This is a genomic window from Pantoea sp. SGAir0430 (assembly GCF_043549295.1).
On record NZ_CP039427.1, the window covers coordinates 2,790,390 to 2,815,088 of the forward strand.

Annotated in this window: 16 protein-coding genes; 5 read left to right on the plus strand and 11 right to left on the minus strand. The window is 61.6% G+C overall.

Going from position 1 to position 24,699, the window contains the following annotated elements; translation table 11 throughout:
* Nucleotides 1–182: 182 nt before the first annotated feature.
* From bcsR to bcsC, 5 genes are read left to right on the plus strand one after another with little or no spacing between them, the layout of a single operon-like run.
* Nucleotides 183–377, plus strand: a complete 195-nt coding sequence (gene bcsR / locus E7738_RS13245; protein ID WP_021507005.1) for a cellulose biosynthesis protein BcsR — start codon at nucleotides 183–185, stop codon at nucleotides 375–377.
* On the plus strand, nucleotides 377–1,108 hold the full coding sequence (gene bcsQ, locus E7738_RS13250; RefSeq protein WP_021507006.1) for a cellulose biosynthesis protein BcsQ: 732 nt from the start codon (nucleotides 377–379) through the stop codon (nucleotides 1,106–1,108). Before bcsR ends, bcsQ (E7738_RS13250) begins: the two co-directional genes overlap by 1 nt.
* Nucleotides 1,105–3,720, plus strand: coding sequence for a UDP-forming cellulose synthase catalytic subunit (gene bcsA, locus E7738_RS13255; protein WP_394515699.1), 2,616 nt, complete (start codon nucleotides 1,105–1,107; stop codon nucleotides 3,718–3,720). The genes bcsQ (E7738_RS13250) and bcsA (E7738_RS13255) overlap by 4 nt, the downstream gene beginning before the upstream one ends.
* 15 nt (nucleotides 3,721–3,735) lie before the next feature.
* Nucleotides 3,736–6,033 (plus strand): cellulose biosynthesis cyclic di-GMP-binding regulatory protein BcsB, encoded by a 2,298-nt coding sequence (gene bcsB / locus E7738_RS13260; protein WP_394515700.1) that lies wholly within the window; start codon nucleotides 3,736–3,738, stop codon nucleotides 6,031–6,033.
* Nucleotides 6,026–9,406, plus strand: coding sequence for a cellulose synthase complex outer membrane protein BcsC (gene bcsC, locus E7738_RS13265; RefSeq protein WP_394515701.1), 3,381 nt, complete (start codon nucleotides 6,026–6,028; stop codon nucleotides 9,404–9,406). Before bcsB (E7738_RS13260) ends, bcsC begins: the two co-directional genes overlap by 8 nt.
* 5 nt (nucleotides 9,407–9,411) lie before the next feature.
* On the opposite strand, the gene E7738_RS13270 is transcribed toward bcsC, so the two are convergent.
* The 11 genes from E7738_RS13270 to dppC all read right to left on the minus strand — a co-directional run bounded on the left by E7738_RS13270 (nucleotide 9,412) and on the right by dppC (nucleotide 24,693).
* Nucleotides 9,412–9,714 carry a BrnA antitoxin family protein gene (locus E7738_RS13270; protein ID WP_058775497.1) on the minus strand — a complete coding sequence of 101 codons (303 nt, stop codon included), beginning with the start codon at nucleotides 9,712–9,714 and terminating at the stop codon, nucleotides 9,412–9,414.
* Nucleotides 9,715–9,935: 221 nt separating this feature from the next.
* A complete protein-coding gene (locus E7738_RS13275) occupies nucleotides 9,936–10,940 on the minus strand; it encodes a glycosyl hydrolase family 8 (RefSeq protein WP_031279620.1) in 1,005 nt (334 codons plus the stop codon).
* Nucleotides 10,941–10,949: 9 nt separating this feature from the next.
* Complete coding sequence (gene bcsD, locus E7738_RS13280; protein ID WP_058758083.1) at nucleotides 10,950–11,396, minus strand: cellulose biosynthesis protein BcsD; 447 nt, start codon at nucleotides 11,394–11,396, stop codon at nucleotides 10,950–10,952.
* On the minus strand, nucleotides 11,396–15,199 hold the full coding sequence (locus E7738_RS13285; protein ID WP_394515702.1) for a cellulose biosynthesis protein BcsC: 3,804 nt from the start codon (nucleotides 15,197–15,199) through the stop codon (nucleotides 11,396–11,398). Before E7738_RS13285 ends, bcsD begins: the two co-directional genes overlap by 1 nt.
* An 11-nt stretch (nucleotides 15,200–15,210) precedes the next feature.
* On the minus strand, nucleotides 15,211–17,730 hold the full coding sequence (bcsB, locus tag E7738_RS13290; RefSeq protein ID WP_394515703.1) for a cellulose biosynthesis cyclic di-GMP-binding regulatory protein BcsB: 2,520 nt from the start codon (nucleotides 17,728–17,730) through the stop codon (nucleotides 15,211–15,213).
* Nucleotides 17,727–19,832 carry a UDP-forming cellulose synthase catalytic subunit gene (gene bcsA / locus E7738_RS13295; protein WP_394515704.1) on the minus strand — a complete coding sequence of 702 codons (2,106 nt, stop codon included), beginning with the start codon at nucleotides 19,830–19,832 and terminating at the stop codon, nucleotides 17,727–17,729. Before bcsA (E7738_RS13295) ends, bcsB (E7738_RS13290) begins: the two co-directional genes overlap by 4 nt.
* A gap of 61 nt (nucleotides 19,833–19,893) precedes the next feature.
* Nucleotides 19,894–20,694 (minus strand): cellulose biosynthesis protein BcsQ, encoded by an 801-nt coding sequence (gene bcsQ, locus E7738_RS13300; RefSeq protein ID WP_031279622.1) that lies wholly within the window; start codon nucleotides 20,692–20,694, stop codon nucleotides 19,894–19,896.
* A complete protein-coding gene (bcsO, locus tag E7738_RS13305) occupies nucleotides 20,685–21,317 on the minus strand; it encodes a cellulose biosynthesis protein BcsO (protein WP_394515705.1) in 633 nt (210 codons plus the stop codon). Before bcsO ends, bcsQ (E7738_RS13300) begins: the two co-directional genes overlap by 10 nt.
* A gap of 474 nt (nucleotides 21,318–21,791) precedes the next feature.
* Nucleotides 21,792–22,802: a dipeptide ABC transporter ATP-binding subunit DppF gene (gene dppF, locus E7738_RS13310; RefSeq protein WP_021507018.1), complete on the minus strand. Its 1,011-nt coding sequence runs from the start codon at nucleotides 22,800–22,802 to the stop codon at nucleotides 21,792–21,794.
* The gene (gene dppD, locus E7738_RS13315; RefSeq protein ID WP_021507019.1) at nucleotides 22,792–23,778 is read right to left on the minus strand and encodes a dipeptide ABC transporter ATP-binding protein; all 987 of its coding nucleotides are present in this window, start codon (nucleotides 23,776–23,778) and stop codon (nucleotides 22,792–22,794) included. The genes dppF and dppD overlap by 11 nt, the downstream gene beginning before the upstream one ends.
* Before the next feature lie 12 nt (nucleotides 23,779–23,790).
* The gene (dppC, locus tag E7738_RS13320; protein ID WP_021507020.1) at nucleotides 23,791–24,693 is read right to left on the minus strand and encodes a dipeptide ABC transporter permease DppC; all 903 of its coding nucleotides are present in this window, start codon (nucleotides 24,691–24,693) and stop codon (nucleotides 23,791–23,793) included.
* Between the last annotated feature and the right edge of the window lie 6 nt (nucleotides 24,694–24,699).

Here is a 24,699-nt window from a genome sequence, read left to right on the forward strand (position 1 = left end):
TACAATCCAGGCTAGTTTAATATAGACGGCAACGATTGGAACTGCTGAAATAAAAAAAGCTGCGCACGCGCCAGACTGTTTGAACTTTGCCGGGCCAGAAATCGCTGGCTGCGGTTTTATACGCGACAAGAAAAATATCACCCCTCTTTATCCGTTGTCGTTTCTTTGGTGGCAAAAAAGTAATGAAAACTGAAAATGCTTTTTCACTGATCGCTGTCGGCAGCGAAGATCAGGATGATATTAACGCCCTGAGTGACGCCTTTTCACTGAAGGCGTTTCGCTATATTGATATTGCCCGTGAAGCGCGTCTGCAACAATTGCTGTCGCGCTGGCCGTTGTTGCAGGAATGCACGCAGGGACCGGAGTCACCACGCTAATGCCGGTTCTCGCCTTACAGGGGCTGCGCGGCGGGTGCGGCGCGACGGCACTCAGTGCCGCGCTAGGCTGGGCGCTAAACGCGCTGCAGCAGTCGGTGCTGCTTATCGACCTTTCGCCAGCCAACCAACTGGCGGCCCACTTTAATCTGCCGCTCGACACGCCGCACGGCTGGCTGCGTGCGCAGCTGGATAACCAGCCGTGGCAGCACAGCGCGCTGCGCTATCAGCCGGGGCTGGATTTCCTGCCGTCTGGCACGCTCACGCATCAGCAGACCTTATCCTTAAACGCAGCGACAGCGGAAATTGCACAACCGCTGCTTAAGGCTTTGCCGGCCCTGAAACAGCGCTATCAGTGGATTATTTTCGACCTTCCGGCGGATCTGCTGCCGTGGCAGCAGGCGTTCATTCCGGCCGCCGATCGGCTGCTTCAGCTGTTAACGCTGGATGCCAACTGCCAGCTGCGCCTGCACCGCGCGCACTTTTCGCCGCAGACGCTGTTTCTGATTAACCAGTTCAACGCCAACAGCCAGCTGCAGCAGGATCTGCATCAGTTGTGGCTGCGCTCGCTTAAGAACCTGATTCCACAGGTGATTCATCGCGATGAAGCGCTGGCGGAAGCGCTGATGATGAAACAGCCGGTGGGCGCCTGGCGTCCGCATGCGCTGGCCAGCGAAGAGATCAATACCCTGGCCAACTGGCTGCTGCTGCATGTCGCCGGAGGTGGCGCATGAATGCGCTGCGCTGGCTGCTGGTGCCGCAGGCCTCGCAGGCATTGCAGCAGCGCGCGCACCAGGCGCGTCAGCACGGCGCCGGGCAGTTAACGGTCGCGCTGCATCTGCTGTGGTGCGTGCTCGCCTGGTCATTGCTGCGGCTGGAAACGCCGGCGTGGCGGCGCGTGCTGCAGCAGCGTCAGCGCTACTTCCCGCATATCTCTCCGCTGCGCCCGCGTCCGCTCGATATTGTGCGCTATGCACTTCAGAGCCTGTGGCTGCTTATCATGCTGCCGCTGGACGGCAGCGCGCGCAGCGAGCGTAAACGTTTTAACGCCTTTGGCTCGCTGTTCCGCTGGCGCCAGCAGCTGTATCAATGGCTGGCGCAGCTGCCGGCGCGGCTGGAGCACAGCGGCATGCCGCAGCGCAGCGAACGCTGGCTGCAGCGCCTGCCACGGCGCGTGCGTCAGCTGCTGTTCATCGTGGTGGCGATCGCCGCCAGCCTGCTGGCGCTGCTGTGCATCTCGCAGCCGTTTGATATTACTACGCAGTTTGTATTTGTGCTGCTGCTGTGGGCGCTGGCCATGCTGGTGCGCCGTATGCCGGGCCGGCTGGTGACCATCATGCTGATTGTGCTGTCGCTCACCATCTCCTGCCGCTATCTGTGGTGGCGCTATACGGAAACCCTTAACTGGGACGATCCGCTCAGCCTGACGTTTGGCCTGCTGCTGATTGGCGCGGAAACCTATGCGTGGACAGTACTGGTGCTGGGCTATTTCCAGACGCTGTGGCCGCTCAACCGCCAGCCGGTCTCCATGCCGCCGGAGATCGCCAGCTGGCCCAGCGTCGATATTCTGGTGCCGACCTACAACGAGCCGCTCAGCGTGGTCAAACCCACCATCTATGCTGCGCTAGGCATCGACTGGCCGCAGGATAAACTCAACATCTATATCCTTGATGACGGCACGCGCGAGGAGTTCCGCGAGTTTGCCGCCAGCGTGGGCGTCAATTACGTGGTGCGGCCCAGCCACGAACACGCCAAGGCCGGCAACATCAACCATGCGCTGAAAACCACCTGCCGCAGCGAATACGTGGCGATTTTTGACTGCGACCACGTGCCGACGCGCTCGTTCCTGCAGCTCACCATGGGCTGGTTCCTGAAAGATCACCGGCTGGGCATGCTGCAGACGCCGCACCACTTCTTCTCGCCAGACCCGTTTGAGCGCAACCTCGGCCGTTTCCGCCAGACGCCGAATGAAGGCTCGCTGTTTTACGGTCTGGTGCAGGATGGTAACGACACCTGGGATGCCGCCTTTTTCTGCGGCTCCTGCGCAGTGCTGCGCCGCAGCGCGCTGGATGAGATTGGCGGCATCGCGGTAGAGACCGTTACCGAAGATGCGCACACCTCGCTGCGACTGCACCGCCGCGGATACACCTCAGCCTACATCCGCATTCCACAGGCCGCCGGGCTGGCGACCGAAAGTCTGTCAGCGCATATTGGCCAGCGCATCCGCTGGGCGCGCGGTATGGTGCAGATCTTCCGTCTCGATAATCCGCTGTTTGGCAAAGGGCTGAAGCTGGTACAGCGGCTGTGTTACGCCAATGCCATGCTGCACTTTCTTGCCGGTATCCCCCGGCTGATCTTTCTGCTGGCGCCGCTGGCGTTCCTGCTGTGCCATGCCTACATCATCTATGCGCCCGCGCTGGCCATCGCCATCTACGTGCTGCCGCACATGGTGCATACCAGCCTGACCAACTCGCGCATCCAGGGGCGCTGGCGCCACTCGTTCTGGAGCGAGGTGTATGAAACCGTGCTCGCCTGGTACATCGCCCGCCCCACCACCGTCGCGCTGTTTAATCCGCACAAAGGCAAATTCAACGTGACCGCCAAAGGGGGCCTGGTAGAAGAGCGCCATCTCGACTGGGTGATCACCAAACCCTATATGCTGCTGGTGCTGCTGAACATTGCCGGTATCGGCATGGGCTTCTGGCGCATGGCGCACGGCCCGGCCAATGAGCTGCTCACCATCTGGGTCAGTCTGGTGTGGGTGGTTTACAACATGATTATTCTCGGCGGCGCGGTGGCGGTGTCGGTGGAAGCGCGTCAAATCCGTGAAGCGCACCGCGTGGAGATCGCCATGCCGGCGGCGCTGGCACGCGCCGATGGTCATATGCTGCCGTGCACGCTGCGCGACTACTCTGACGGCGGCGTGGGCGTCGAACTGCGCGAGCCGGATGCACTGCGCGAGAACGAAAGCGTCTCGCTGCTGCTGCGGCGCGGACAGCAGGAGTTCAGCTTCCCGTGCCAGGTGCAGCGCGTATTTGGCCGCCGCGCGGGTATCCGCCTGCACCAGCTCTCCACCCGCCAGCACATCGAATTTATTCAGTGCACCTTTGCGCGCGCCGATACCTGGGCGCTGTGGCAGGACGGTTTTCCGGAGGATAAACCGGTACAGAGCCTGGCGGACATTATGCTGCTCGGCTTCAAAGGCTATTTGCGGCTGGCGGAGTATGGTCCGGCACCGCTGCGCCGCCTGTTCCGTGGCCTGACCGCCGGACTGCACTGGCTGGCAACGCTGTTGCCGCACAACGTCCGTCCGCGACCGGCAACGCTCAACACTGATTTTACCTAAGCTGATGATATGACCATGACGAGAAAACTGAGTTGGTTCACCGCCCTGCTGCTGGGCACGGCGTCTCTGGCGCAGGCGGCACTTCCGGCGGCGCTTCCTGATGCACCGCCTGCGGCAACCTCTGCGCCGCTGTCCGACGTGAACCAACCGCTCGATGCCAGCGCACCGCTGCGCGATAGCCAGCTGCTGTTTACCCAGGTGGCACCGCCGCCGGGTAGCATGACGCTGCGCGGCACCGTCCCTACCAGCCAGATTGAGTTCGGCGTGCGCAGCGACGAAGTGGTCACGCGCGCGCTGCTGACGCTCAACTACCGACCTTCGCCGGCGCTGCTGCCGACGCAGTCGCAGCTCAAGGTGTATCTCAACGATGAACTGGTGGGACTGATCACCGTCACCGCCGATCAGCTCGGCAAAGAGAACCAGACGCAGCTGGCGATCGACCCGCGCTACATTAGCGACTTTAACCGCATCCGCCTGGAACTGGTCGGCCACTACGCCAACGTGTGTGAAAATCCGGCCAACAGCACCATCTGGCTGGATATCGGTAAAGCGAGCAAACTGGACCTGACGCTGCAGAAGCTGCCGCTGAAAAACGATCTCTCTCATTTCCCGGAGCCATTCTTTGACGCGCGCGACAACCGGCCGCTGCAGCTGCCGATGGTCTTCAGCGGCCAGCCGGATGTGCAGCAACAGCGTGCGGCAGGCCTGCTGGCCTCGTGGTTCGGTAGCCAGGCGCAGTGGCGCGGCCAGTCCTTCCCGGTGCTGTATAACCAGCTGCCGGAAGGGCAGCATGCGGTGGTGTTCGCCACCAACGATCGCCGGCCTGACTTCCTGCAAACGCTGCCGCCGGTGGACAAACCCACCGTGGAAATGGTCAGCCAGCCGGACAATCCCTATCAGAAGATGCTGCTGATTCTCGGCCGCGACGATAACGATCTGATCACTGCAGTAGAGGGCATTGCGCAGGGTGAACTGCTGCTGCGCGGCGAGCGCGCCACCATCGACAGCGTAAAACTGCTGGCCCCGCGCCAGCCGTACGATGCGCCAAACTGGGTACGCACCGATCGCCGCACCACCTTTGGTGAACTGACGCAGTATCAGAACCAGCTGCAGGCCGATGGCCTGCAACCCAACCCGATTAGCCTGACGCTCAACCTGCCGCCGGATCTGTTCCTGGTGCGCGCACGCGGCATTGATATGGACCTGATCTATCGCTACACCTCACCGGTGCAGCAGGACGGCTCACGGCTGGCGGTGCATCTCAATAACCAGTTCATGCAGGATTATCCGCTGACCAGTAAAGATGGCGCGGGTCAGCAGCTGATGCGCATTCCGCTGATGCAGGGCCTGCAGGACAACAGCCGTCAGCTGACCATTCCGGCACTGCGTCTCGGTGTGGTGAACCAGCTGCGCTTTGATTTTGACTACGCCAATACCTTTATCGGCGGCACTGCCGATGGCCGCTGTGAAACCGTCACCCCCGTCGCGCATCATGCGGTGATCGACGATCGCTCCAGCATCGATTTCTCCGGCTATCGTCACTACATCGAAATGCCCTCGCTCGGCGCGTTTGCCAGCGCTGGCTTCCCGTTCAGCCGCTACGCCGATCTGGCGCAAACCCTGGTGCTGGTGCCGGCAAAACCGGAGAGCGGCGAAGTCAGTACGCTGCTTGACGCGCTGGGGGCGATCGGCGCCCAGACCGGCTATCCGGCACTGCGCGTGCAGATGAGCGATGACTGGCGCAACGCCAAAGACCACGATGCCGATCTGCTGCTGATCGGCAGCATTCCGCCGGATCTGCAGGCGGACACGGCGATCAATCTGCTGGTGGATCGCACGCGCAGCACCCTCAACATGCCATCGCGCCCGGGCAGCGCGCCCAACGTGCCACTGTCAGCCAGCGAGCGCACTGCCGAAAGCCAGACCGGCATCAGTTCGCGCGGTCCGATCGGCGCCCTGGTTGGCTTCCAGTCGCCGTTCCACGATCAGCGCAGCGTGGTGGCGCTGCTGGCTGACAGCCCGCGCGGCTGGGATTTGCTGAATGCAGCGCTGCGCGACAGCGGCAAACGCGCGGCGATGTTCGGTTCCGTCAGCATCGTCCGGGAGTCCGGCGTCAACAGCGTGCGCGTGGGCGATACCTACTTTGTAGGGCATCTGCCGTGGTGGGAGCGGCTGTGGAATCTGCTGGCCACCCATCCGGTATGGCTGGCCGTGTGTGCCGTGCTGGTGGTGATCCTGTTCGCCCTGATGGCCTGGCGCCTGATGCGCATGGTGAGCCGTCGTCGCCTGGCTGAGCTGGATGACGATGAATAAGTTACCGCTTGCGCTGCTGATCGCCAGTGCGCTGGCCGGCAGCGTGGCGGCCGCGCCCGGTCCGCAGGTGGCGCCGGTAGCGTGGCTGCTGATGCAGATTCGTACCGGCGAATCCACCAACAAATACGATTTGGTGCAGCAGTCGCTGTACCGGCTGGAAAAAATCGATCCGGATAACCCGCAGGTGCTGGCGGCACGCATTCGTATGGCGCTGCGTCAGGGCGATCAGGCCAAAGCGCAGCAGCTGTTCGATGCACTGCAAAAGGCTGCACCGGATGACGCCGCCACACGCGAATCTGCGGCAGGTTTGCGCCTGATGAGCCCCGAAGGACGTCAGCAGTTGCAGCAGGCGCGGCTGCTGGCCACCGCCGGACGGCTGCCGGAGGCCAAAGCAGCGTGGGATGCGCTGTTTCACGGCGTCTTTCCCGATGTAAACACCGAACTGGAGTACTGGCGGCTGGTGGCGCGCCTGCCGGGCCAGCAGCCGCTCGCCTGGCGTCAGTTGCAGGCGCTGGAGCAGCGTTATCCGGGCAATATCGGCGTCGAGCTACAGCTGGCGCGCATGGCATTTGATAATAATCAGCCGGATCAGGCGGTGACCCAGCTGCGTCAGCTGGCCAACCGCGACGGCGGCCGCGATGCCGCGTCCGAATTGTGGCTGCAGCAGATCCAGAACCAGCCGGTGAGCGAGCGCAGCGTTGCCAGCCTGCAGCAGTATCTGCAGGTGTTCACCAGCGGCGATGCGCAACAGCGCGGAGCGGATGAGCTGGCGCGTCAGCAAAAAATGCTGGCCGATCCGGCCTTCCGCCAGCGCATGCGCGGCCTGGCGCTGGTCGAAGCTGGCGGCGGCGCGGCGGCAATCGGCGCATTACAGGCGGCGCTGAAGGCCAATCCGGACGACGCCGAACTGCTCGGTGCCATGGGCCAGGCACAGGCGCGTGCCGGTCACCGCGCCGCCGCCATCAGCTGGCTACAGAAAGCGATTCAGGCGGGCCAGGCCAGCACGCAAATCGGCAAGTGGCAGTCCCTGTTACAGACCAATCGTTACTGGCTGGCCATCGACAGCGGCGACGCGGCGCTGAAGCAGGGGGATTTGTCCGGCGCTGAGCAGCAGTACCGCAGCGCGCAGGCCATCGACAGTAATGACAGCTGGGCGCTCATCGGCCTCGGTGATGTGGCGCAGGCGCGTAAAAACAGCGCGTTAGCCCGGCAGTACTGGCAGCAGGCGCTGCGCCTTGACCGCAGCAACGGCACGGCGCAGCAGCGCCTGAGCAATTTACGTATTGAGAGCCTGCTGGCCGACGCAGACACACTGGCGCAGCAGCAGCAATGGCCGCAGGCGGTAGCGAAATACCGTGAGGCGGCTCAGGCGCGACCGGATGATGTCTGGCTGGCCTGGCGGCTGGCCAGTGCGCTACGCAGCAGCGGTGACAACCAGGCAGGCGCGGCGGTAATGGCCGCGATGGTGCGCCAGCAGCCGCAGCAGCCAGCCGCGCTGTATGCCACGGCACTGTGGCAGTCATCCGGCGACGACGATGCCGCTGCGCTGGCCACGCTGCATCGTTTACCCACCGCCCGCTGGGACGGCAACATGCATGAACTGGCGGATCGCCTGGCGCAAAACCAGGCGTTCGGGCGTGCCGGGGAGCTACGCGCCCGCGGTGATGAAGTCGCCGCCATCCGCTTGCTGCAACAGCAGCCGGCCTCGCCGCGCCGCGACATTACGCTGGCCGACTGGGCGCTGGAGCGGGGCGATGCCACAACAGCGCTGGCCGGTTATCAGCAGGTGCTGCAGCAGGACGCCAGCAACAACGATGCCGCGCTCGGCCGCATCGAGGCGCTGCTGGCGCTGCAGCGCACCACCGAAGCGCGCGCAGCGCTGCACAGCCTGCCGGACAGCGTGGCGCAGCAGAGCCTGAACAGCGGCCGGCGCGTGGCACTCGCCTGGCAAAACAGCGGCGATCTCCTCAAAGCGCAGCAGCTGTTCAGCGCGCTGAAAACCCGCGCCGCTGCTGTCGCGCCGTCACAGGAAAAAGCGCTGGTGCTGCGTGATGCCGCGCGGCTGGAGAGACAGCAGCGCCAGCCCGCGCTGGCACAGCAGGATTACCGCGCGGCGATGGTCGCCAGCGGCATCACGCCTGCGCTGCCAGACGATAACGCCCGCTATACCCGGCTGACGCGCACGCAGGCCCAGGACGACTGGCTGAAGCGCAGCATTCGCAGCGACGCCGCTGACTTGTATCGCCAGCAGGACACCACCGTGACGCTGGAACAGGACTACTCGCGCGATAAGGGCAACGGTGGCACCTCTGACTTTACCGCCCATACCACCATGCTGCAGGCGGAAACCCCGCTGGCCGATGGCCGCAGCTTTGTGCGCGTTGATCACGTACAGGTGTCTGCCGGAACATTTTCCACCACGGATGGCAGCCACAGTGAACAGTTCGGCAGCTGTAACGACGCCAACGCCGGGGGCTGCCGGCGCGATTTCACCCAGCGGGACGAAGGCACCGCGCTGGGCGTCGGCTGGCACAACGATCGCTGGTCAGCCGATATCGGCACCACGCCGCTCGGTTTTACCGTCACTAACTGGGTCGGCGGCGTAAGCTGGAAAACTGACATCGACGATCTCGGGGTGACCTTTACCGCTTCACGTCGCCCGATCTCCAGTTCGCTGCTGGCTTACGCCGGCGCGCGCGATCCGGCCACCAACGGCGGCAGAAACTGGGGCGGCGTCGTCGCGACCGGCGGCGGCATCGGCCTGAGTTACGATCGGGGCGGCGCGCACGGGGTGTGGGCCGATCTCAGCGCCCATCAAATCAGCGGTGAAAACGTGGCGGATAACAGCCGCGAACGGCTGATGGCAGGCTACTACTACAAGCTGATCAATAGCGACAACCAGCGCACCACCATCGGCCTGAACAGTATGCTGTGGCACTATCAGAAAGATTTGAGCGACTACACCTTTGGCCAGGGCGGCTATTACAGCCCGCAGCGCTACTTCTCGCTGGCGGTGCCGCTGACCTGGCGTCAGCGAACGGAAAACTGGTCGTATGAACTCGGCGGCTCGGTGTCGTGGTCACAGTCAACCACCGACGCTCAGGCGCGCTACCCGGTGAATCCAGGCTTTACGCTGGCCAGCAATCCGTCATCGGACAGCAGTTCCGGACGCGGTTTCGGCTATACCGTGCAGGCGTTGATAGAACGGCGCATCACGCCGCACTGGTCGCTGGGTTTGGCCATGGACATTCAGCAGGCGAAAGATTACACCCCAAGCCACGGGCTGCTGTATGTGCGCTATTCAATGGCCGGCTGGAACGGCGACATGGATATGCCACCACAGCCACTGGAACCGTATGCGGATTTTAAATAAGCACACTATTTACCCTGCAGTTCTCTTAGCATCGCAGCTCGCAGGATCGCGTTGAGGCGCGTCTGGTAACCTTTGCCAGGCGCCTTTAACCACTCAAGAATATCCGCATCGATTCTGATCGAAGCCTGGGTTTTTACCGGGCGGTAAAAACGCCCACGTTCGGCAGCCTGCCAGAAACTGTCGTCTAACGGCGCAATATCATCACACTGGATGTCGCTGTCCTGTTTCCGGCTCAAAGCATCCAGCTCCGCCTGTTGCTTATCGGTGAGCGGCGGTAATTCACTGCGTTTAAACCTGACTTTGCTCATAGCGCCTCCTCTCATTGCGCGTTGCATGGCGTGCGCTGATAATCCTTATTCGCGCGATTTATTTTGATCGGGCGCAATAGCTGCACGTTCAGTACAGGAATGAAATGAAATACAGACAGGTCTGGAATCGAGTGAAACGCTGGAACAGCGGTTGAAACCAGGCGGGCGGGCCTGATGGTGATCGGCCGGACGGAAGGTTAATTCCGTCCGGCACAGAGAGGCTATCGCTTCTCCTGATAAGCCAGCCAGGTCAGCAGTTGCAGGCTGGCGGAGAAATAGTTTTGCTCCGGCGCTAAGCGGTCGCTGAGGTAGCCGGTTTGGTTGAGCGTCAGGTCGCGCACCGCGGTCAGGCCACCTTCCATATTGTAAGGTGCCGGGGTATTGGCCAGCACATCAAACCACGCTGGCGTGGTGTCGCGCGCGTAGCCCTGCCAGACGCGCTGGAAGGGCACCAGCCGCAGGCTTTGCGGATCGTACCACCAGATATTCAGCGGAATACGAATCGCGTCATAGCTGAAGCGGTTGGAATAGCCGACCGCCGGCGCGACGGAGCCATCGGCGTTCAGCGCCACCCAGTCCAGCGGCAGGCCGGTTTTGCCAAACTGCATGTCGCCCAGCAGCGCAAGGCCATCATCAATCAGCGTGTTCCACACGCGCAGATGGCTGTGCTGCGCAAACTCCTGCCATGCGGCGAACAGGAAATAGGAAGGGTTAAGCACCACATAGCTGGTTTTATTGAAGCCCTGCGCACCCGGCAGCATGACCTTGCGGCCGGCGTAGTCGATCACCGTTAGCTTGATGACCGCGCGCTGAATGCGATCCGACGCCTGCTGATAATCACCGCCCCACTTCTGTGCCGCGCGCTGCAGCGCCCAGGCGATCAGCACATCCCCGTCCGAGGCATCATTCTTATCGGCGATGGGATCGGCTGCGCCCGGCGTATAGCGCCAGTAGAACAGGTCATTCTGCGGATTGCGCAGATGGGTACGCGTCCACTGCCACAGCAAATCAAAGGTGGCGCGGTCGTTATACGCCACCGCCAGCAGCATGCCGTAGCCCTGACCTTCGGTGTGGCTGACGTTATTGTTGGCCGTATCGCTGATGCGGCCGTCGCTGCTCATAAAGCGGCTTTTGTAACTGCTCCAGCCATCGGCGGCCGCCTGAGCACTGAAAAATATCACCATGAAACACAGCATCCACTGACGCCAGAACCGCATCACTCTCATCACAGCTTCCTATTGGTATCGATAATGCAGCGTGCCGCCGTCGATTTTTTCCAGCGTCAGCGGTACCGCCGCGCTACCACCCTGCGCACGTAGCCACTGCGCGTACACGCCGGCCAGCACTGCGCTCAGCGCCAGCTGCCAGCGTTCTGCATCAAGCTGGCTGTCGCCCTGCGGCAGAGCATGGTGCTCAAGCATAATCGCGTTCTGCTGCGGCTGCAGCTGGACAAAGCCCCAGTTAAAGCGCGCCAGCTGGAGATTAATTTCGCGCTCCAGATCCTGCACGGTGCGCGCCTCCGGCAAAGGATAGCGCGTTGCCAGCAATTCGCCCACGCCGTTGAGGAAGGCTTCCGCCTCCGCGCCAGCGTTGTCCAGCATGCTCTCAATCATCACGCTGACCAGATCAAACCAGCCCGGCTGATACGGATGGCTGATGCGTGCGCCCGGTTGCTCACTCATTAGTTGTCTCCAAACAGATAACGGAAGTACAGATTGGCTGTGCTTTCGTTGTAATCGCCAAAGGTGTCATAGCCGAGCTGGCCGCCGATGGTGACATCTTTATTAATCTTATAATCGGCACCGGCGTGCAGGTTATAGCCGATGCCGTTTTTGCTCTCACCGCTGTAGTAGGCGCTTTTGACAAAGCCCTGATCGGCGAGGCTTTGCAGCTGGGACTGCAGCGACGGATCGTTGGGGAAATACGCGCTCTTGTCCTGGCTGTACGACTGATAGCCGACCGAACCGCCAACGTTGACTTTCAGGTCATCAAACTTGCGGCTGAAGTCGACAGGGAACGACACCGCGGCATAATTCTGCGGACTGAAATAGCCGCCCTGACCGTAGCTGAAGTAACTCAGGTTTTTGGAGAAATCCATCCACGACAGGCTCATGCCGACCTTCAGCTCGCGGTCGTCGTAGTGGTAAGGCCGCACGTAAGCGCCCGCCGTGGCCTGCACGCTGTTGTTGCTCGCCACGTTCTCGCCCAGATAGCTGTAAGCGCCGCCGCCGACGTAGAAACCCGCGTCGCCGTTATCGAAGCTCAGCATGGCGTTGCCGCCATTTTTGGTGACGCGCCCCCAGCGCTTGCCGCTGGTCTTGTCCTCCACGCCAACGTACGACAGCAGGCTGTCAGTCATGGCGCGGCGTTCACCGGTGAGGATCAGCGTCAGGAAATCGGTCAGCTTCGGCGACCACTGCACGCCGCCCACCAGCGTACTGAGATCCTGGCCGAGCGGCGTGCTGCCGAGGTCGATTTTGTAGCTGTCGCCCTTCAGCGCCATATTCAGCTCCACGCCGGTGGCCTTTTGCGAATCGGTCGACGAAGACGGCGTGTCGTCTATTTTGGCCGCGCCGGATGCCACCACATTGCCCTGCACCAGCGCGTTGCTGCCGAAGCGACGCCAAGCATCACCGGCCGCACTGCCAGCGGTGAGCGACACCGGCGTCATAGTAAAGTCGAAGCGCGACTCGCCGAACGGCACGGTCGAGAAGGTTAGCGGCGCTTTGGCTTCGGTCAGCTTGCTGAGCCCCGATTCGCCGTCGCGTCCGCGCACCTGCATCTGTCCCTGTACCCAGGTGCCGGTTTTCTCCTGCAGATTGTCCATCATTTCGTCAATCTGGCGCAGCGTCTGGCTCTGCCGGACCTCCGGCGTGGTGCTCGCCAGCGTGACGTCCTGCGCGCTGCTGCTGGTGGCCGGGGCCGTTTGCCACGGCATTACCGTGCCATAGCTGGAAGGCGAACCGGACACCGGCGAGGTGCTGCGGTTGATAAACGGATTGTCCGCCAGCGCCAGACCGCCAACGGTCGGCACGCTGCCGCTCTGTGCGCCCTGCAGACCAATCAGCTGGCCGCGCGCGCTGCGCAGGTAGCTCATCGCCTGGCTGTGCTCGCCGTTGGCTTCCGCCACGCGCGCCAGCAGTAACAGGCGATCCGGCGTCTGCTCATTGCGCAGGCCGCGGGTTAAGGTGTTCGCTTTGTCGACGTCGTTTTGCGCCAGCGCCACATCAATAGCACCGGTGCGCGCATCCTGAGTGGGCGTATCCTGCGTCAGCAGATAGTCATACACCACGCCCGCTTCTTTGTTCATCTTGCCGGACTGATACAGACGCGCCATGGCAAACATCAGATCGCGGTTCTGCGGATCGTGCTGCAGCGCGCCCACCAGCTTGTCATAGGCGGCGGCGTACTGCTTCTGCTCGCGCAGGCGATCGACTTCATTGATGAGATAACCATTGCGGATGCCGGCCAGCTGCGTGGGCGTACTGCGCGCCTGCAGCTCCGGACTGCTGAGGAAGCTCTGTGCTTCGGTCGTCAGTCCCGCCTGATTCAGTACCGCCACCTGCGCGGCGTAATCACCGGCGTTGCCCTGCACGCCGCGCTGCATGTTGCCGCGCACCACCGTCACCGCCGTGGTGAGATCGCCGGCTTTGGCCAGTTTCTGCGCCAGATTACCGGCATCGACAGGATTGGCTGGCGGCGTGGCGGCCAGCGCGCGCAGCGTATTGGCCGCCGCCGCGTCAGAGCCCTGTGCCAGATAGCGATCGGCGGTGGCCATTTGCAGATTGAAATTCACGCGCTGCGCCAGTTCGCGCATCTCGCTGTTCTTGCTGCCGTTGGGAATGCGCGCCAGCAACTGGCTGGCCTGCTGCCAGGCACCGCTCTCGCTGGCGTTGAGCGCACCGGCGTACAGCTCGCTGGTGCTGGCACCGCTGCGCAGGGTCGGCTGCATGACGTTGGCAGCCAGTAAACTATCGCCCTGCGCGCGGTAGATGCGCGCCAGATCGAGTCGCAGCCAGCCGTCGCTGGGATAGCGCTGAATGGCGCTGTTCAGCGTGGCGATGGCCGCACTGCGGTTGCCTGCCGCCAGCTCGCGTTTTGCCTGCGCACGCAGCGGATCGCTGCTGTTACCGCGCGGTGCCACGCTCTGGCGCACGCTGTCGGGCAATGATGCCAGCAGGGTATTGGCTTCGGCGCTGCGGTTTTGCTGGCGCAGCACGTAAAACAGCCCTTCTTTGGCGCTGCGGTTATCGGCATCGCTCTGCAGAATGGCCCGGTAGGTTTGCTCCGCCTGCTGCAGCTGATTGCTGCGGCGCAGCACATCAGCGTGGAACAGCTTCGCCGATATGCCTTTTTCGCCCTCAGCCTGCGTCAGCGGCTCACTCAGCGCCAGCGCCTGCGCGCTGTCACCGTTTTTCAGCGCCTGCTGGGCATTCGCCAGCTGCGCATAAAAGCGGGCGTCGGCCGCCTGCTGCTGACGCTGCTGGCTCTGATCGCCGCCCAACTGTGCGGCGCGCGTCAGATAATCGGCGGCTTCGGCGTAGCGTCCGGCGCGCTGCGCCACGTAGCCCATACCGGCCAGCGCATCGGCGTCCTGCGGGTTGGCCTGCAGCACTTTTTCAAAGTTGTTCTGCGCACCGCTGACGTCGCCGCTGTTCAGCGCGCTAAAGCCCGCGCCCTTCTCCGCGCCGCCGACATTTTTGCGGTAGTAATCCACCACTGCACTGTCCTGCGGATGGCGCTGCTGCCAGGTCTGATACAGCGCGGCGTCCGACGCCTGCGGCGCCAGCCACAGCAGCGCCTGACGCAGCGAGCGATCGGCCTCTTTATTACCGTCCGCCATGCTGGCCAGCACATCAATGCCCTGGCGGCGCGTCGCTTCCTGATAGGTCAGCGCTTTGCCCAGCGCCAGCTGAGCGCCGGTATCCTGCGGATGATCAGCGGCAAACTGCCGCAGCGCCTCCACCGCCTGGGGCAGCAGCGTGCGGTCGCCGGCCATGGTCAGATAATATTCTGCCGCCACGCTCGGTGGCGGCTCGTTGCCGCTGAAGGTGTTGCGCCAGGTTTGCAGCGCGGCGGCGATGTTACCGCTGCGCGCCTGCTGACGCGCCAGCGACAGCTGCGCCTGCGGTATGCTCTGCAGCTGCCGCGCGTTGTCCAGCTCCGTCAGATGCGGATCGTTGGGCGATACCGCACTCAGGCGGGCGCGCCACTGTGCCGCATCAGCCGCGCTGCCGCTTTGCTGTGAATAGAGCGCCAGCAGATACAGCGCCTGGGTATTGTTCGGCTCCACCATCAGGATTTTTTGCAGCGAGGCTTTCGCCAGATCGTCATGCGCTTTCTGATGCCAGTAGGCCGCCTGGTCGAACAGTGCCTGTAACGCCGGATTGGTGCTCTCCGCCGCCAGCAGCGGCTGTGAGAAGGCCAGCGCGCCGCCCAGCAGCAACGCCTGACGAATACCGGCACTTATCAGCTGTTTTTTCATTATTTTTATCCTTACTTCCGGCCGGAGTGGCTATCGTCTTTCGGGTGGAGACGGCGCCACGCGTGGCGCTTCAGCATCACCCAGGCCGCACTGCCGATCAGCGCCGACAGCAGCAGCGCCGCCAGCGCCATCAGTACCGAGTGCTGGTTGGCATACCACACCACCATCATGTACCACGGCATTTCACCGCTCGGGAACTGCGGCCCGACGCGGAAGCTGCGGATGCCGTTCTCATCGGTGATGATGGCGGTATCACCGCGGATGCCGGCGTTGATGCGCGCCGAATTCAAATCATCGTGCAAACGCAGCAGTTGCTGATCGCTGGTGGCAACCGTCATCACCACCAGACGATCGGCGCTCCACGGTGAGCGATAGCTGACAAAGCCGCGCCACGCTTCATTTGAGGAGAAGTAGCGATCGGCATCCAGCTGCTGGCGAGACCAGTCACCGGTCAGCCAGCCGCGCAGCTTATCGACGGTGGTCGGCTCTTTAACGCCCAGCGTGTTGCCGCTGGTCTGGTAAGCGGTGCCGGCCAGCATCTGCTGCGTGAAGGCGCTGTGCTGCATGGTGCTCACTGCCAGCACATCGCTGTGCTGCAGGCGCGTCAGATTGGTGCCGCCGTTCGGCAGACCAAACAACACCTGGTTCTGCACCAGCGGCACGCCGGTGGCGTTACCGGCGCGCGCGGCCATGTCCAGCAGTGTCGCGATCTCGGCATCACCCGGCGCCTCCGGCAGCAGCAGCGTGGTCTGCGAAAAATCCGCCAGCCGCGAGAACGGGAACGAAGCACCGACGAAGTACGACAGGTTCGGCAGCATGGTGAAGTGGCGCGTGTGGCTCAGATCGATCCACGAATCCTCTTCGATACGGCTCTTGATGTTGTTGTTGAGCAGCACGCCGCACGGCGCATCCGCCTTTGGCTTGATGTTGAAGTAGAGCGCCAGCTGGTTGTCGCCGTAAATCAGGTATGGCTCCAGCTTAAGCGTGTACTGCTCCTGGCGTGCATCCCCGCCCAGCCGGTGCCAGGCACTCTCCAGCAGCCCGACTTTGTTCACCGTCAGGTTGCGCAGGAAAGTGCCGTTCAGCGTGACGTTGAGGAACGAATTGTTTTCATCGATCCAGCTTTCCGACGGGAAACGGTAGTGCAGATTGACCGGAATCGCGTCGCCGTCCCACAGGAACAGATCCGGCGCCGCGCGGAAGTTAACCCGCAGCGCATCGTGCCAGATACCGGTGGTAGTCAGGCTCTGATCTTTACGCAGCAGCTCGCTGAGACGCACCGGGCGGCTGGTGTTGATCCAGCGCGGTGCGTCGTACGGTTTGCGCGTGCCAAGCGGCTGCGGCGGTACGTTCAGACTGCTGGCATCGGTGGCCAGCGGCTGCGTGGTCAGGCGGTTGGCCGCCTGACGCAGCTGGGCATCATCCGCACCGACCACCAGCAACAGTTTGTACACCGGATTGTTGGGGTTATCGATCACCTGCAGCAGCGGACCACGGGCTGCGGGCAGCGTCACGCTGCCGATTTTGTCACCCGGATGGCCGATCAGGATACCGTTGTGCTCGGGCAGATCGCCGCGCACCACCGGGAAACGGATGCCACGGTAATCCGACTGAATGCCGAGCCAGGAAGCCACCAGCGCGGCGGCGCTGACGCTATCCGGCGAAACGTTAGCGGCAAAACCAAAGGTCACGCTGGCGGGCGTCATGCGCTGCACATCAATAAACGGACGCGGGAAGTTGCGCAGGCTGGTGCCGATGTTGAGCTGCTGGCCTTCAAGGCTCAGCGTGGTTTTCGGCAGAATGGTGACCTGATACTGCTGCGCGCTCTCTTTTTCGCACAGCAGCTTGTCAGCATCGTTGATTTTAAAGCTGAGGTTATTACTGGAAACCACCATCGCCGCCGGAATATCCAGCTGATAGTCGCTGACATCGCTGTCGCTGGCACCCAGCGGCAGCGTGCCGAGCGGCTGGCCGTTGAGCATCAGCTGCAGCGACGTGTTGCGCGCCGCCAGCGCGGCAGAGACGCGCAGCGACAGGTTGAGCCGCGCATTAGTGATCACCTCATCACCCGGCAGGGTAAACAGAATACCGGACTGCAGCTGGCCGCCGGTCAGGGTGATGCCGCGCGGCTGTCCCATCTGCGCCACCGAAATGGTGCTACTCACCGGCTGGTTTAACAGCGCGCCAGCAGGCTCAGCGGCAGCCGGTGCCTCTGCAGCCACCTGCGGTATGACGATGTCAGGCGCCGCCGATGCTGCTGGCGGTGCTGACTCTGCCGGCTGTGCTGACTCTGCTGGCTGTGCGGGTGCTGTATTTTCCTGCACCGGCGCTGCATCGCCCGGCGTGTACGGCGCGTCGCCCGCGGCCTGCTTCAGCTGCGGATCGGCACTGCCATCCAGCCCCTGCGGCGGCGGTACGTCAGAGAGCGCGGCGCTGTCCTGGGTTACCGCCGGCGTCTCTGCCCAGGCAGGGGCGAGCAGCAGCGTGGTGGTCAGCGCGCTGGCCAGCAGCGTGTACGTCAATGTTTTCATGCTGCGCTGTCCTCTTTGGCCGTTGCCTGGCCATCACGCTTGCGCGCCTCACGGCGATCTTTCCAGCTCAGCCAGAACAGCTCAAAGACGGTACGGATGATGGTGCCGAGCGACACCAGCGGATTGTCCTGCTTATATTCCGGCTGGATCCACGCATCGGCCCGCGCCAGCACCACGCGCACCAGTTCACGGCGGCGCGCCAGCGGCATCGCGCCAAAGCGCAGGCGAATGGTCTCCTCATCACCGGAGATCTTGCTCACCGGAATGGTGATGGCACCCGATTTCAGCAGCAGATCGATCTCTTCGATTTCATCGTGCTCATGCCGGTTGTCCGGCGCATCCAGCTGCGCGCCGCCCATCGACAGATCGCTGGTTTGCGTGCGCGAAGAGATGCCGCTGGCATAGTGAATCACCGCCGGGATCTGCACCTCGATACGAATGGTTTTACGCACCTGTTTGGTTTCACGCGCCACGGCAATCGCCGCCATCAGGATGATCAGGCTGAACACCGCCCAGCCGACGTTGAGCGCAATCACATACGGGTCCACCCCGAAGTAATCATGCGCCACGGCGCGCACCACGCCGGCCAAGATGCCAATCGACAGCAGCGCGGCAACGATGACGTGAGGCCGCACGATGTGGAAGTCAAAGAAGCCCTGGTCCAGCAGGCCGCCTTTATCCGTCACGTTGAATTTGCCGTGCTTTGGCGACAGCAGAGTCAGCAGCGTCGGAATCACCAGGTGGAAGCACATCACGGTTTCGTAGATTTCACCCCAGAAGGTGTAGCGGAATTTGCCGTTCATGCGCGAGTTAACGTACAGCGACATCACCAGATGCGGCAGTACGTAAGCGAAGATGAGTGACGCCGACGAGTGGATAATATTCAGGTTAAACAGCAGGTAAGCCAGCGGCGCGGTGAGGAACGCCACGCGCGGCAGGCCAAACTGGAAGTGCAGCATGGCGTTGAGGTAGCACAGACGCTGCTGCCACCTGAGCCCACGGCCCAGCAGCGGATTGTCGACGCGGAAAATCTGCGTCATGCCGCGCGCCCAGCGGGTACGCTGAATCACGTGCAGGCCCAGACGTTCGGTCGCCAGACCCGCCGCCAGCGGAATTGCCAGGAACGCCGAACCCCAGCCGAGACGCTGCATTTTCAGCGCGGTATGTGCGTCCTCGGTGACGGTTTCCACCGCGAAGCCGCCAATCTGTTCCAGCGCGCTGCGGCGGATCACCGCACAGGAGCCGCAGAAGAACGTGGCGTTCCAGTTGTCGTTGCCCTGCTGCACCGGGCCGTAAAACAGAGAGCCCTCATTCGGGATGCTGCGCGCGGCGCGCAGGTTACGTTCGAACGGATCCGGCGAGTAAAAGTAGTGCGGCGTCTGCAGCAGCGCCAGCTTCGGATCTTTCAGGAACGGACCGACGGTGGCCTGCAGGAACGTGCGCGTCGCCACGTGGTCGCAGTCAAACACGCAAATCAGCTCGCCTTTGGTGATTTTCATGGCGTGATTGAGGTTGCCGGCTTTGGCGTGGCGGTTATCGTCGCGGGTGATATAGCCGACGCCAACATCGGCGGCAAATACCGCGAACTCGCTGCGTTTGCCATCATCCAGCAGGTAAACTTTGATCTTATCGCGCGGGTAGTCGATACACTGCGCCGCCAGCACGGTATCCCGCACTACGTCGAGGCTTTCGTTATAGGTCGGCACGTAGACATCGACCGTCGGCCACAAGCGGGTATCATCCGGCAGCGGTTCGATGGTGCGTTTTAATGGCCAGCTGGTTTGCAGGAAGCCGAGAATTAAGATCAGCCACACGTACAGCTCGGCCAGATATAAGCCGATACCGAGAATCGCTTCAATTTCGGAATTAAATTGCAGCGTTTCCGTGGTGCGCCACCAGATATATCGGGTCGACATCAGCGCGGAAAGAAAAACCATCACAATGGTTATTTTACGGCTTTTACTGAAGCCCAGTAAAAACATCATGCCAATACTGATCAAACCAAAAATATACTGTTTCTGGCTGTCCATAGGCGTGATGACGATTACCGCAGCGACCGGTGCAAGCACCAGCAGCAGCAGGTAAAACCCGAGTTTACTCATGATTCACCCTGAAGAAGCTGTGTTGTTATTATTTGAACCAGGCCGCTGGCGGCCGGGCTTGTTAATAATGACTGCGGATCGGTGCCTGAACTTCGCCGTTGCCTACGTTGATATTCAGGATATTCGCCACCCGTTTTGCCACCAGTTCAATATCAAACGCCGCTGCTGAAGCCGGGCTGAAATCATAGATTGACTGCTGCGAGGCATTGGCCTCAGCCACGCTTTCATCGCGGTGCACCACGCCGAGTAAATTATCGCCCAGCCGCTGCTGCATAAATGCGGTCACTTCACGGCTGATATTCCGGCGATTATCACTTTGGTTGAGCACGAAATAATGACCGTGCTGATTATTTAGTGGCTGGCCAATCATGCGATGGTTTTCAATTTGCGGCAGCAGCGCCACCGAGGCGGTATCCGCCAGCATCACCACTAAATGCATATCGGCCAGCGCCTGCATGGCTTTCAGCGCCGGACCGGGTCCCGGCGGAAAATCTGCAATAATTACCAGACCCGGATAATTCAGGACGGTATCCAGGCCACGTTTTAAGAAATGGGCATCGTGCGCCAGGTTGTGTTCGAAGCGCTCACGCTGCGCTTCAGTCACCTCACCGTAAGGCATGACAAAGATGTTGCTGCCGGTGGTGAGGATCGACTGACTCCAGTCAGCCTGCTCTTCCGAGCGCGCCACAAAGCCGCGGCTGTCGTGCAGCGGTACGCCAAAATGCAGGCGCAGCGCATTTTGTACGTCAAAATCGATCGCCAGCACTTTGCTGCCGGCACGCGCCAGACTCCAGGCCAGGTTGGCCGCCATGGTGGTTTTTCCTACTCCCCCTTTTGGCGAGCACACACAAACTAATGGCATAGCGCGATCTTCTCCAGTAACGGTTTGAGCAGTGTTTCTTTAGATAAATGAACCGGTTCCGCCGCACGCGAGCGGAACAGTGCGCCAAAGCGCGAGGGCGTAGCAGGCTCCGGCTGCACCACGGCGGGCGCAGTGGCCGGTGCTGCGGCAGCAGGGGCGACCGCCTGTTCAGCGACCGGCGCGCTGACCGGAGGCGGTGGGAACAGTGAAGTGGCCGCCTGACGCGCTACGTGCGTGGCTGCCGGTGCCAGCGACGACACGGACGCGGCAGTGGGCGCGCTGCTTGCTGGCGGGAATAACGCGCTGCGCGGTGTTTCTGTGTCGGGTGCCGGCGCGCTGGCGGCGAGGCTCTGCAGCAGCGATGCCTTTTCACTGCGGGCGACGGGCGCCGGATTGAGAGCCTGCGGCGGCGCGAAAAACTCATCGCCGCGAATCGGCTGCGGCTGCGGCAGATCGACGCGCTGGCCGCTACCCAGCTCCGGCTCATCATCCGCTGCCAGCTGACGGATGATCGCCCACTGGCTGTGATCGGCTTCCAGCGATTGCCCGGACATATCCTTAAAAGCAATGTCCAGCGTTTGCGTTTTTTCCTGGAAACGCTGCAGATCGTCGTAGTTCTTCATGATCAGAGCCTGTTAAAGCGGAGGGGTAATTTCCGCGAATATAACACACACGTTAAGACACGGTGAGAGAATTCTGATTATTAAAACCGCAGATTCGACAAAAGAGTTTTATCTGAAAGATTGAAAATATGCAGATGCAAAAAGCATGCACTGATTAATTGAGCAGGATTAATAAAAATCGATTAACGGAAATAGCAGCCGGAAGATAATTAAAGTAATGCACTGATAATAAACAACATATCATTGAAATACGCAGTTATCTCTGGCCGTGACGGCGCTCACACAATGCGGCACGGATTCAGAATTTGCCTTAACCTTTTCGCTGTGGTTCAGGACCAGCGATTTAAAGATTCAGTCGCGTAATACATTTCTGCCATCGCAGGGGATTAAGACACGTCAGGTTAATTTTACTCATGTATCAGGCCACCAATAACAAAGGCTCCCGCAGGAGCCTTTCGCACTGACTGGCCGTAATTACGGTGTCGCCACCGGCTGATTCTCATCCTGGTCGACGGCGAAGCAGGCGATTTGCTGCTCACCATACTGCTTCAGTTTCGGCTGCAGTTGCACGCAGGTACCGAAACGACGGCGGCAGCGTGCGTTGAACGCGCAGCCCGGCGGCGGATTGAGCGGGCTCGGCAGCTCACCGGTCAGTTTGATGCGCTCGCGGCGTTCGTCCGGATTGAGGCGTGGCGTGGCTGACAGCAGCGCCTGAGTATACGGATGGCGCGGGTTGCTGAAGATCGCCTCTTTGCTGCCCTTTTCCACACAGCGTCCGAGGTACATCACCATGACTTCGTCGGCGATGTGCTCCACCACCGACAGGTCATGCGAGATGAACACATAGGACAGGCCGAGATCCTGCTGTAAATCCATCATCAGGTTGAGCACCTGAGCGCGCACCGAGACGTCGAGCGCCGAGACCGGCTCATCGGCAATCAGCACGTCGGGATCGAGCATCAGGCCGCGCGCAATAGCGATACGCTGGCGCTGACCGCCGGAGAACATGTGCGGGTAGCGATCGTAGTGCTCGGTTTTCAGGCCCACTTTGGCCATCATCTCCAGCGTTTTTTCCCGCCGTTCCGCTTTGCTCAGCGCGGTGTTGATCACCAGCGGCTCTTCCAGAATCTGGCTGATTTTCTTACGCGGATTGAGCGAGCCATACGGGTTCTGGAACACAATCTGGATTTTCTGCCGGCGCAGCTTTTGCGCCTGCGGATCGTGTTTCAGCAGATCCTGCCCGTGCCAGTACAACTCGCCGGCGGTCGGCGTTTCAATCATTGTCAGCAGGCGACCCAGCGTGGATTTACCGCAGCCGGATTCGCCCACCACCGCCAGCGTTTTGCCACGCTCGAGGTTAAAGGAGACGCCGTCCAGCGCCTTCACCAGGCGCTCCTGGCCGAACAGACCCTTTTTCACCGGATAGTGTTTTTTCAGGTCAATCGCCTGCAGCAGGTAATCCTGCTTCGTGTTATCAAGACTCATAAGTCGGTCTCCCGGCATCATCCAGTGGGAAGTGACATTTGGACTGGCGGCCCGGAATATCGCGCAGCTCAGGTTCTTCAGTACGGCAGCGGTCGGTCACGTACGGGCAGCGCGGATTGAGCAGACAGCCGTTAGGGCGGTCATACTTGCCCGGCACCACGCCCGGCAGCGACGCCAGCCGCGCTTTGTCGGCGGCAAACTCCGGCAGCGCACGCAGCAGCGCCTGCGTATACGGGTGACGCGGCGCTTTGAAGATATCCACCGCTTTGCCGCTTTCCACCACCTGACCGGCGTACATCACGATGATGTGCTGCGCCGCTTCGGCCACCAGCGCCAGATCGTGCGTGATCAGGATCAGCGCCATGTTCTCCTGCTTCTGTAACTCCAGCAGCAGTTCGATGATTTGCGCCTGAATAGTTACGTCGAGCGCCGTAGTTGGCTCATCGGCAATCAGCAGCTTCGGCTTACAGGCAATGGCCATGGCGATCATCACGCGTTGGCTCATACCGCCGGACAGCTGATGCGGATAGACATCGAGCCGCGACGCCGGATCGGGAATGCCCACCTGCTCCAGCAGGTCGATGGCACGCTGACGCCGCGTGCGCTTGCTGCCGCCCTGATGCACTTTCAGCGCTTCCATGATCTGGTAGCCCACGGTGTAACACGGGTTGAGGCTGGTCATCGGGTCCTGGAAGATCATCGCCACTTCTGCGCCCACCAGCTGGCGGCGCTCTTTTTCGGAGATGCGCTGCAGGTCGCGCTGATTGAACTCCAGCTTCTCTGCTTTCACGCGGCCGGGATAGTCAATCAGCCCCATGATCGCCAGCGAGCTGACCGATTTACCGGAGCCGGACTCGCCGACAATCCCGACGACCTGGCCCTGTTCTACCTGGTAGCTGATGCGGTCAACCGCACGGAACGGTGCCTTTTCGTCGCCGAAATGCACCGACAGTTTTTCTACATTTAATAACGCCATCTCGGTGCCTCTTTACTGCTTGAGTTTCGGGTCGAGTGCATCACGCAAACCATCGCCCATGAGGTTAAAGGCCAGAACCGTCAGCAGGATGACCACTCCGGGGAAGGTCACGACCCACCAGGCACTCTGCGCATACTGCAACACGTCGGAGAGCATGGTGCCCCACTCCGGCGTCGGCGGCTGCGCCCCCATACCGAGAAAGCCCAACGCGGCCATATCCAGGATGGCGTTGGAGAAACCTAACGACGCCTGCACGATCAGCGGTGCCAGGCAGTTAGGCAGAATATTGATGAACATCTGGCGCAGCGTACCGGCACCGGCCACGCTGGAGGCGGTTACGTAGTCGCGATTGACTTCCACCAGCACCGCCGCGCGCGTCAGGCGAATGTAGTGCGGCAGCGCAACGAAGGTGATCGCCAGTGAGGCGTTGACAATCGACGGGCCAAAGATGGCCACCAGCACCAGCGCCAGCAGCAGGCTTGGCAGCGCCAGCATGATATCGACGAGGCGCATGATCACTGCATCCACCACGCCGCCGAGATAACCGGCCATCAGACCGAAAATCACCCCCAGAATCAGCGACAGCACCACCACCATGCAGCCCACCAGCAGCGACAGGCGCGCACCAAACATCAGGCGCGACAGGATGTCACGGCCGACGTCATCGGTGCCGAGAATAAATTTCCAGCTGCCGCCTTCCTGCCACACCGGCGGGTGCAACAGCGCATCGCGGAACTGCTCAGCCGGGGCATGCGGTGCCAGCACATCGGCGAAGATGGCGATCAGCAGCATCAGAATGATGTAAACCAGGCCGATAACCGCGCCTTTGTTACGTTTAAAATAGTGCCAGAATTCCTGAATCGGGGTCATCGGCTTCGGTGCAGCGGTGACGCTTGCGGGATCAACAGCAGACATGATTCC

What these genes read in the sequence shown, in the direction of transcription:
- bcsR (WP_021507005.1), top strand. Translation starts at nt 183, where the DNA reads ATGAAAACTGAAAATGCTTTTTCACTGATCGCTGTCGGCAGCGAAGAT.
- bcsQ (WP_021507006.1), top strand. Translation starts at nt 377, where the DNA reads ATGCCGGTTCTCGCCTTACAGGGGCTGCGCGGCGGGTGCGGCGCGACG.
- bcsA (WP_394515699.1), top strand. Translation starts at nt 1,105, where the DNA reads ATGAATGCGCTGCGCTGGCTGCTGGTGCCGCAGGCCTCGCAGGCATTG.
- bcsB (WP_394515700.1), top strand. Translation starts at nt 3,736, where the DNA reads ATGACGAGAAAACTGAGTTGGTTCACCGCCCTGCTGCTGGGCACGGCG.
- bcsC (WP_394515701.1), top strand. Translation starts at nt 6,026, where the DNA reads ATGAATAAGTTACCGCTTGCGCTGCTGATCGCCAGTGCGCTGGCCGGC.
- E7738_RS13270 (WP_058775497.1), bottom strand. Translation starts at nt 9,714, where the DNA reads ATGAGCAAAGTCAGGTTTAAACGCAGTGAATTACCGCCGCTCACCGAT.
- E7738_RS13275 (WP_031279620.1), bottom strand. Translation starts at nt 10,940, where the DNA reads ATGAGAGTGATGCGGTTCTGGCGTCAGTGGATGCTGTGTTTCATGGTG.
- bcsD (WP_058758083.1), bottom strand. Translation starts at nt 11,396, where the DNA reads ATGAGTGAGCAACCGGGCGCACGCATCAGCCATCCGTATCAGCCGGGC.
- E7738_RS13285 (WP_394515702.1), bottom strand. Translation starts at nt 15,199, where the DNA reads ATGAAAAAACAGCTGATAAGTGCCGGTATTCGTCAGGCGTTGCTGCTG.
- bcsB (WP_394515703.1), bottom strand. Translation starts at nt 17,730, where the DNA reads ATGAAAACATTGACGTACACGCTGCTGGCCAGCGCGCTGACCACCACG.
- bcsA (WP_394515704.1), bottom strand. Translation starts at nt 19,832, where the DNA reads ATGAGTAAACTCGGGTTTTACCTGCTGCTGCTGGTGCTTGCACCGGTC.
- bcsQ (WP_031279622.1), bottom strand. Translation starts at nt 20,694, where the DNA reads ATGCCATTAGTTTGTGTGTGCTCGCCAAAAGGGGGAGTAGGAAAAACC.
- bcsO (WP_394515705.1), bottom strand. Translation starts at nt 21,317, where the DNA reads ATGAAGAACTACGACGATCTGCAGCGTTTCCAGGAAAAAACGCAAACG.
- dppF (WP_021507018.1), bottom strand. Translation starts at nt 22,802, where the DNA reads ATGAGTCTTGATAACACGAAGCAGGATTACCTGCTGCAGGCGATTGAC.
- dppD (WP_021507019.1), bottom strand. Translation starts at nt 23,778, where the DNA reads ATGGCGTTATTAAATGTAGAAAAACTGTCGGTGCATTTCGGCGACGAA.
- dppC (WP_021507020.1), bottom strand. Translation starts at nt 24,693, where the DNA reads ATGTCTGCTGTTGATCCCGCAAGCGTCACCGCTGCACCGAAGCCGATG.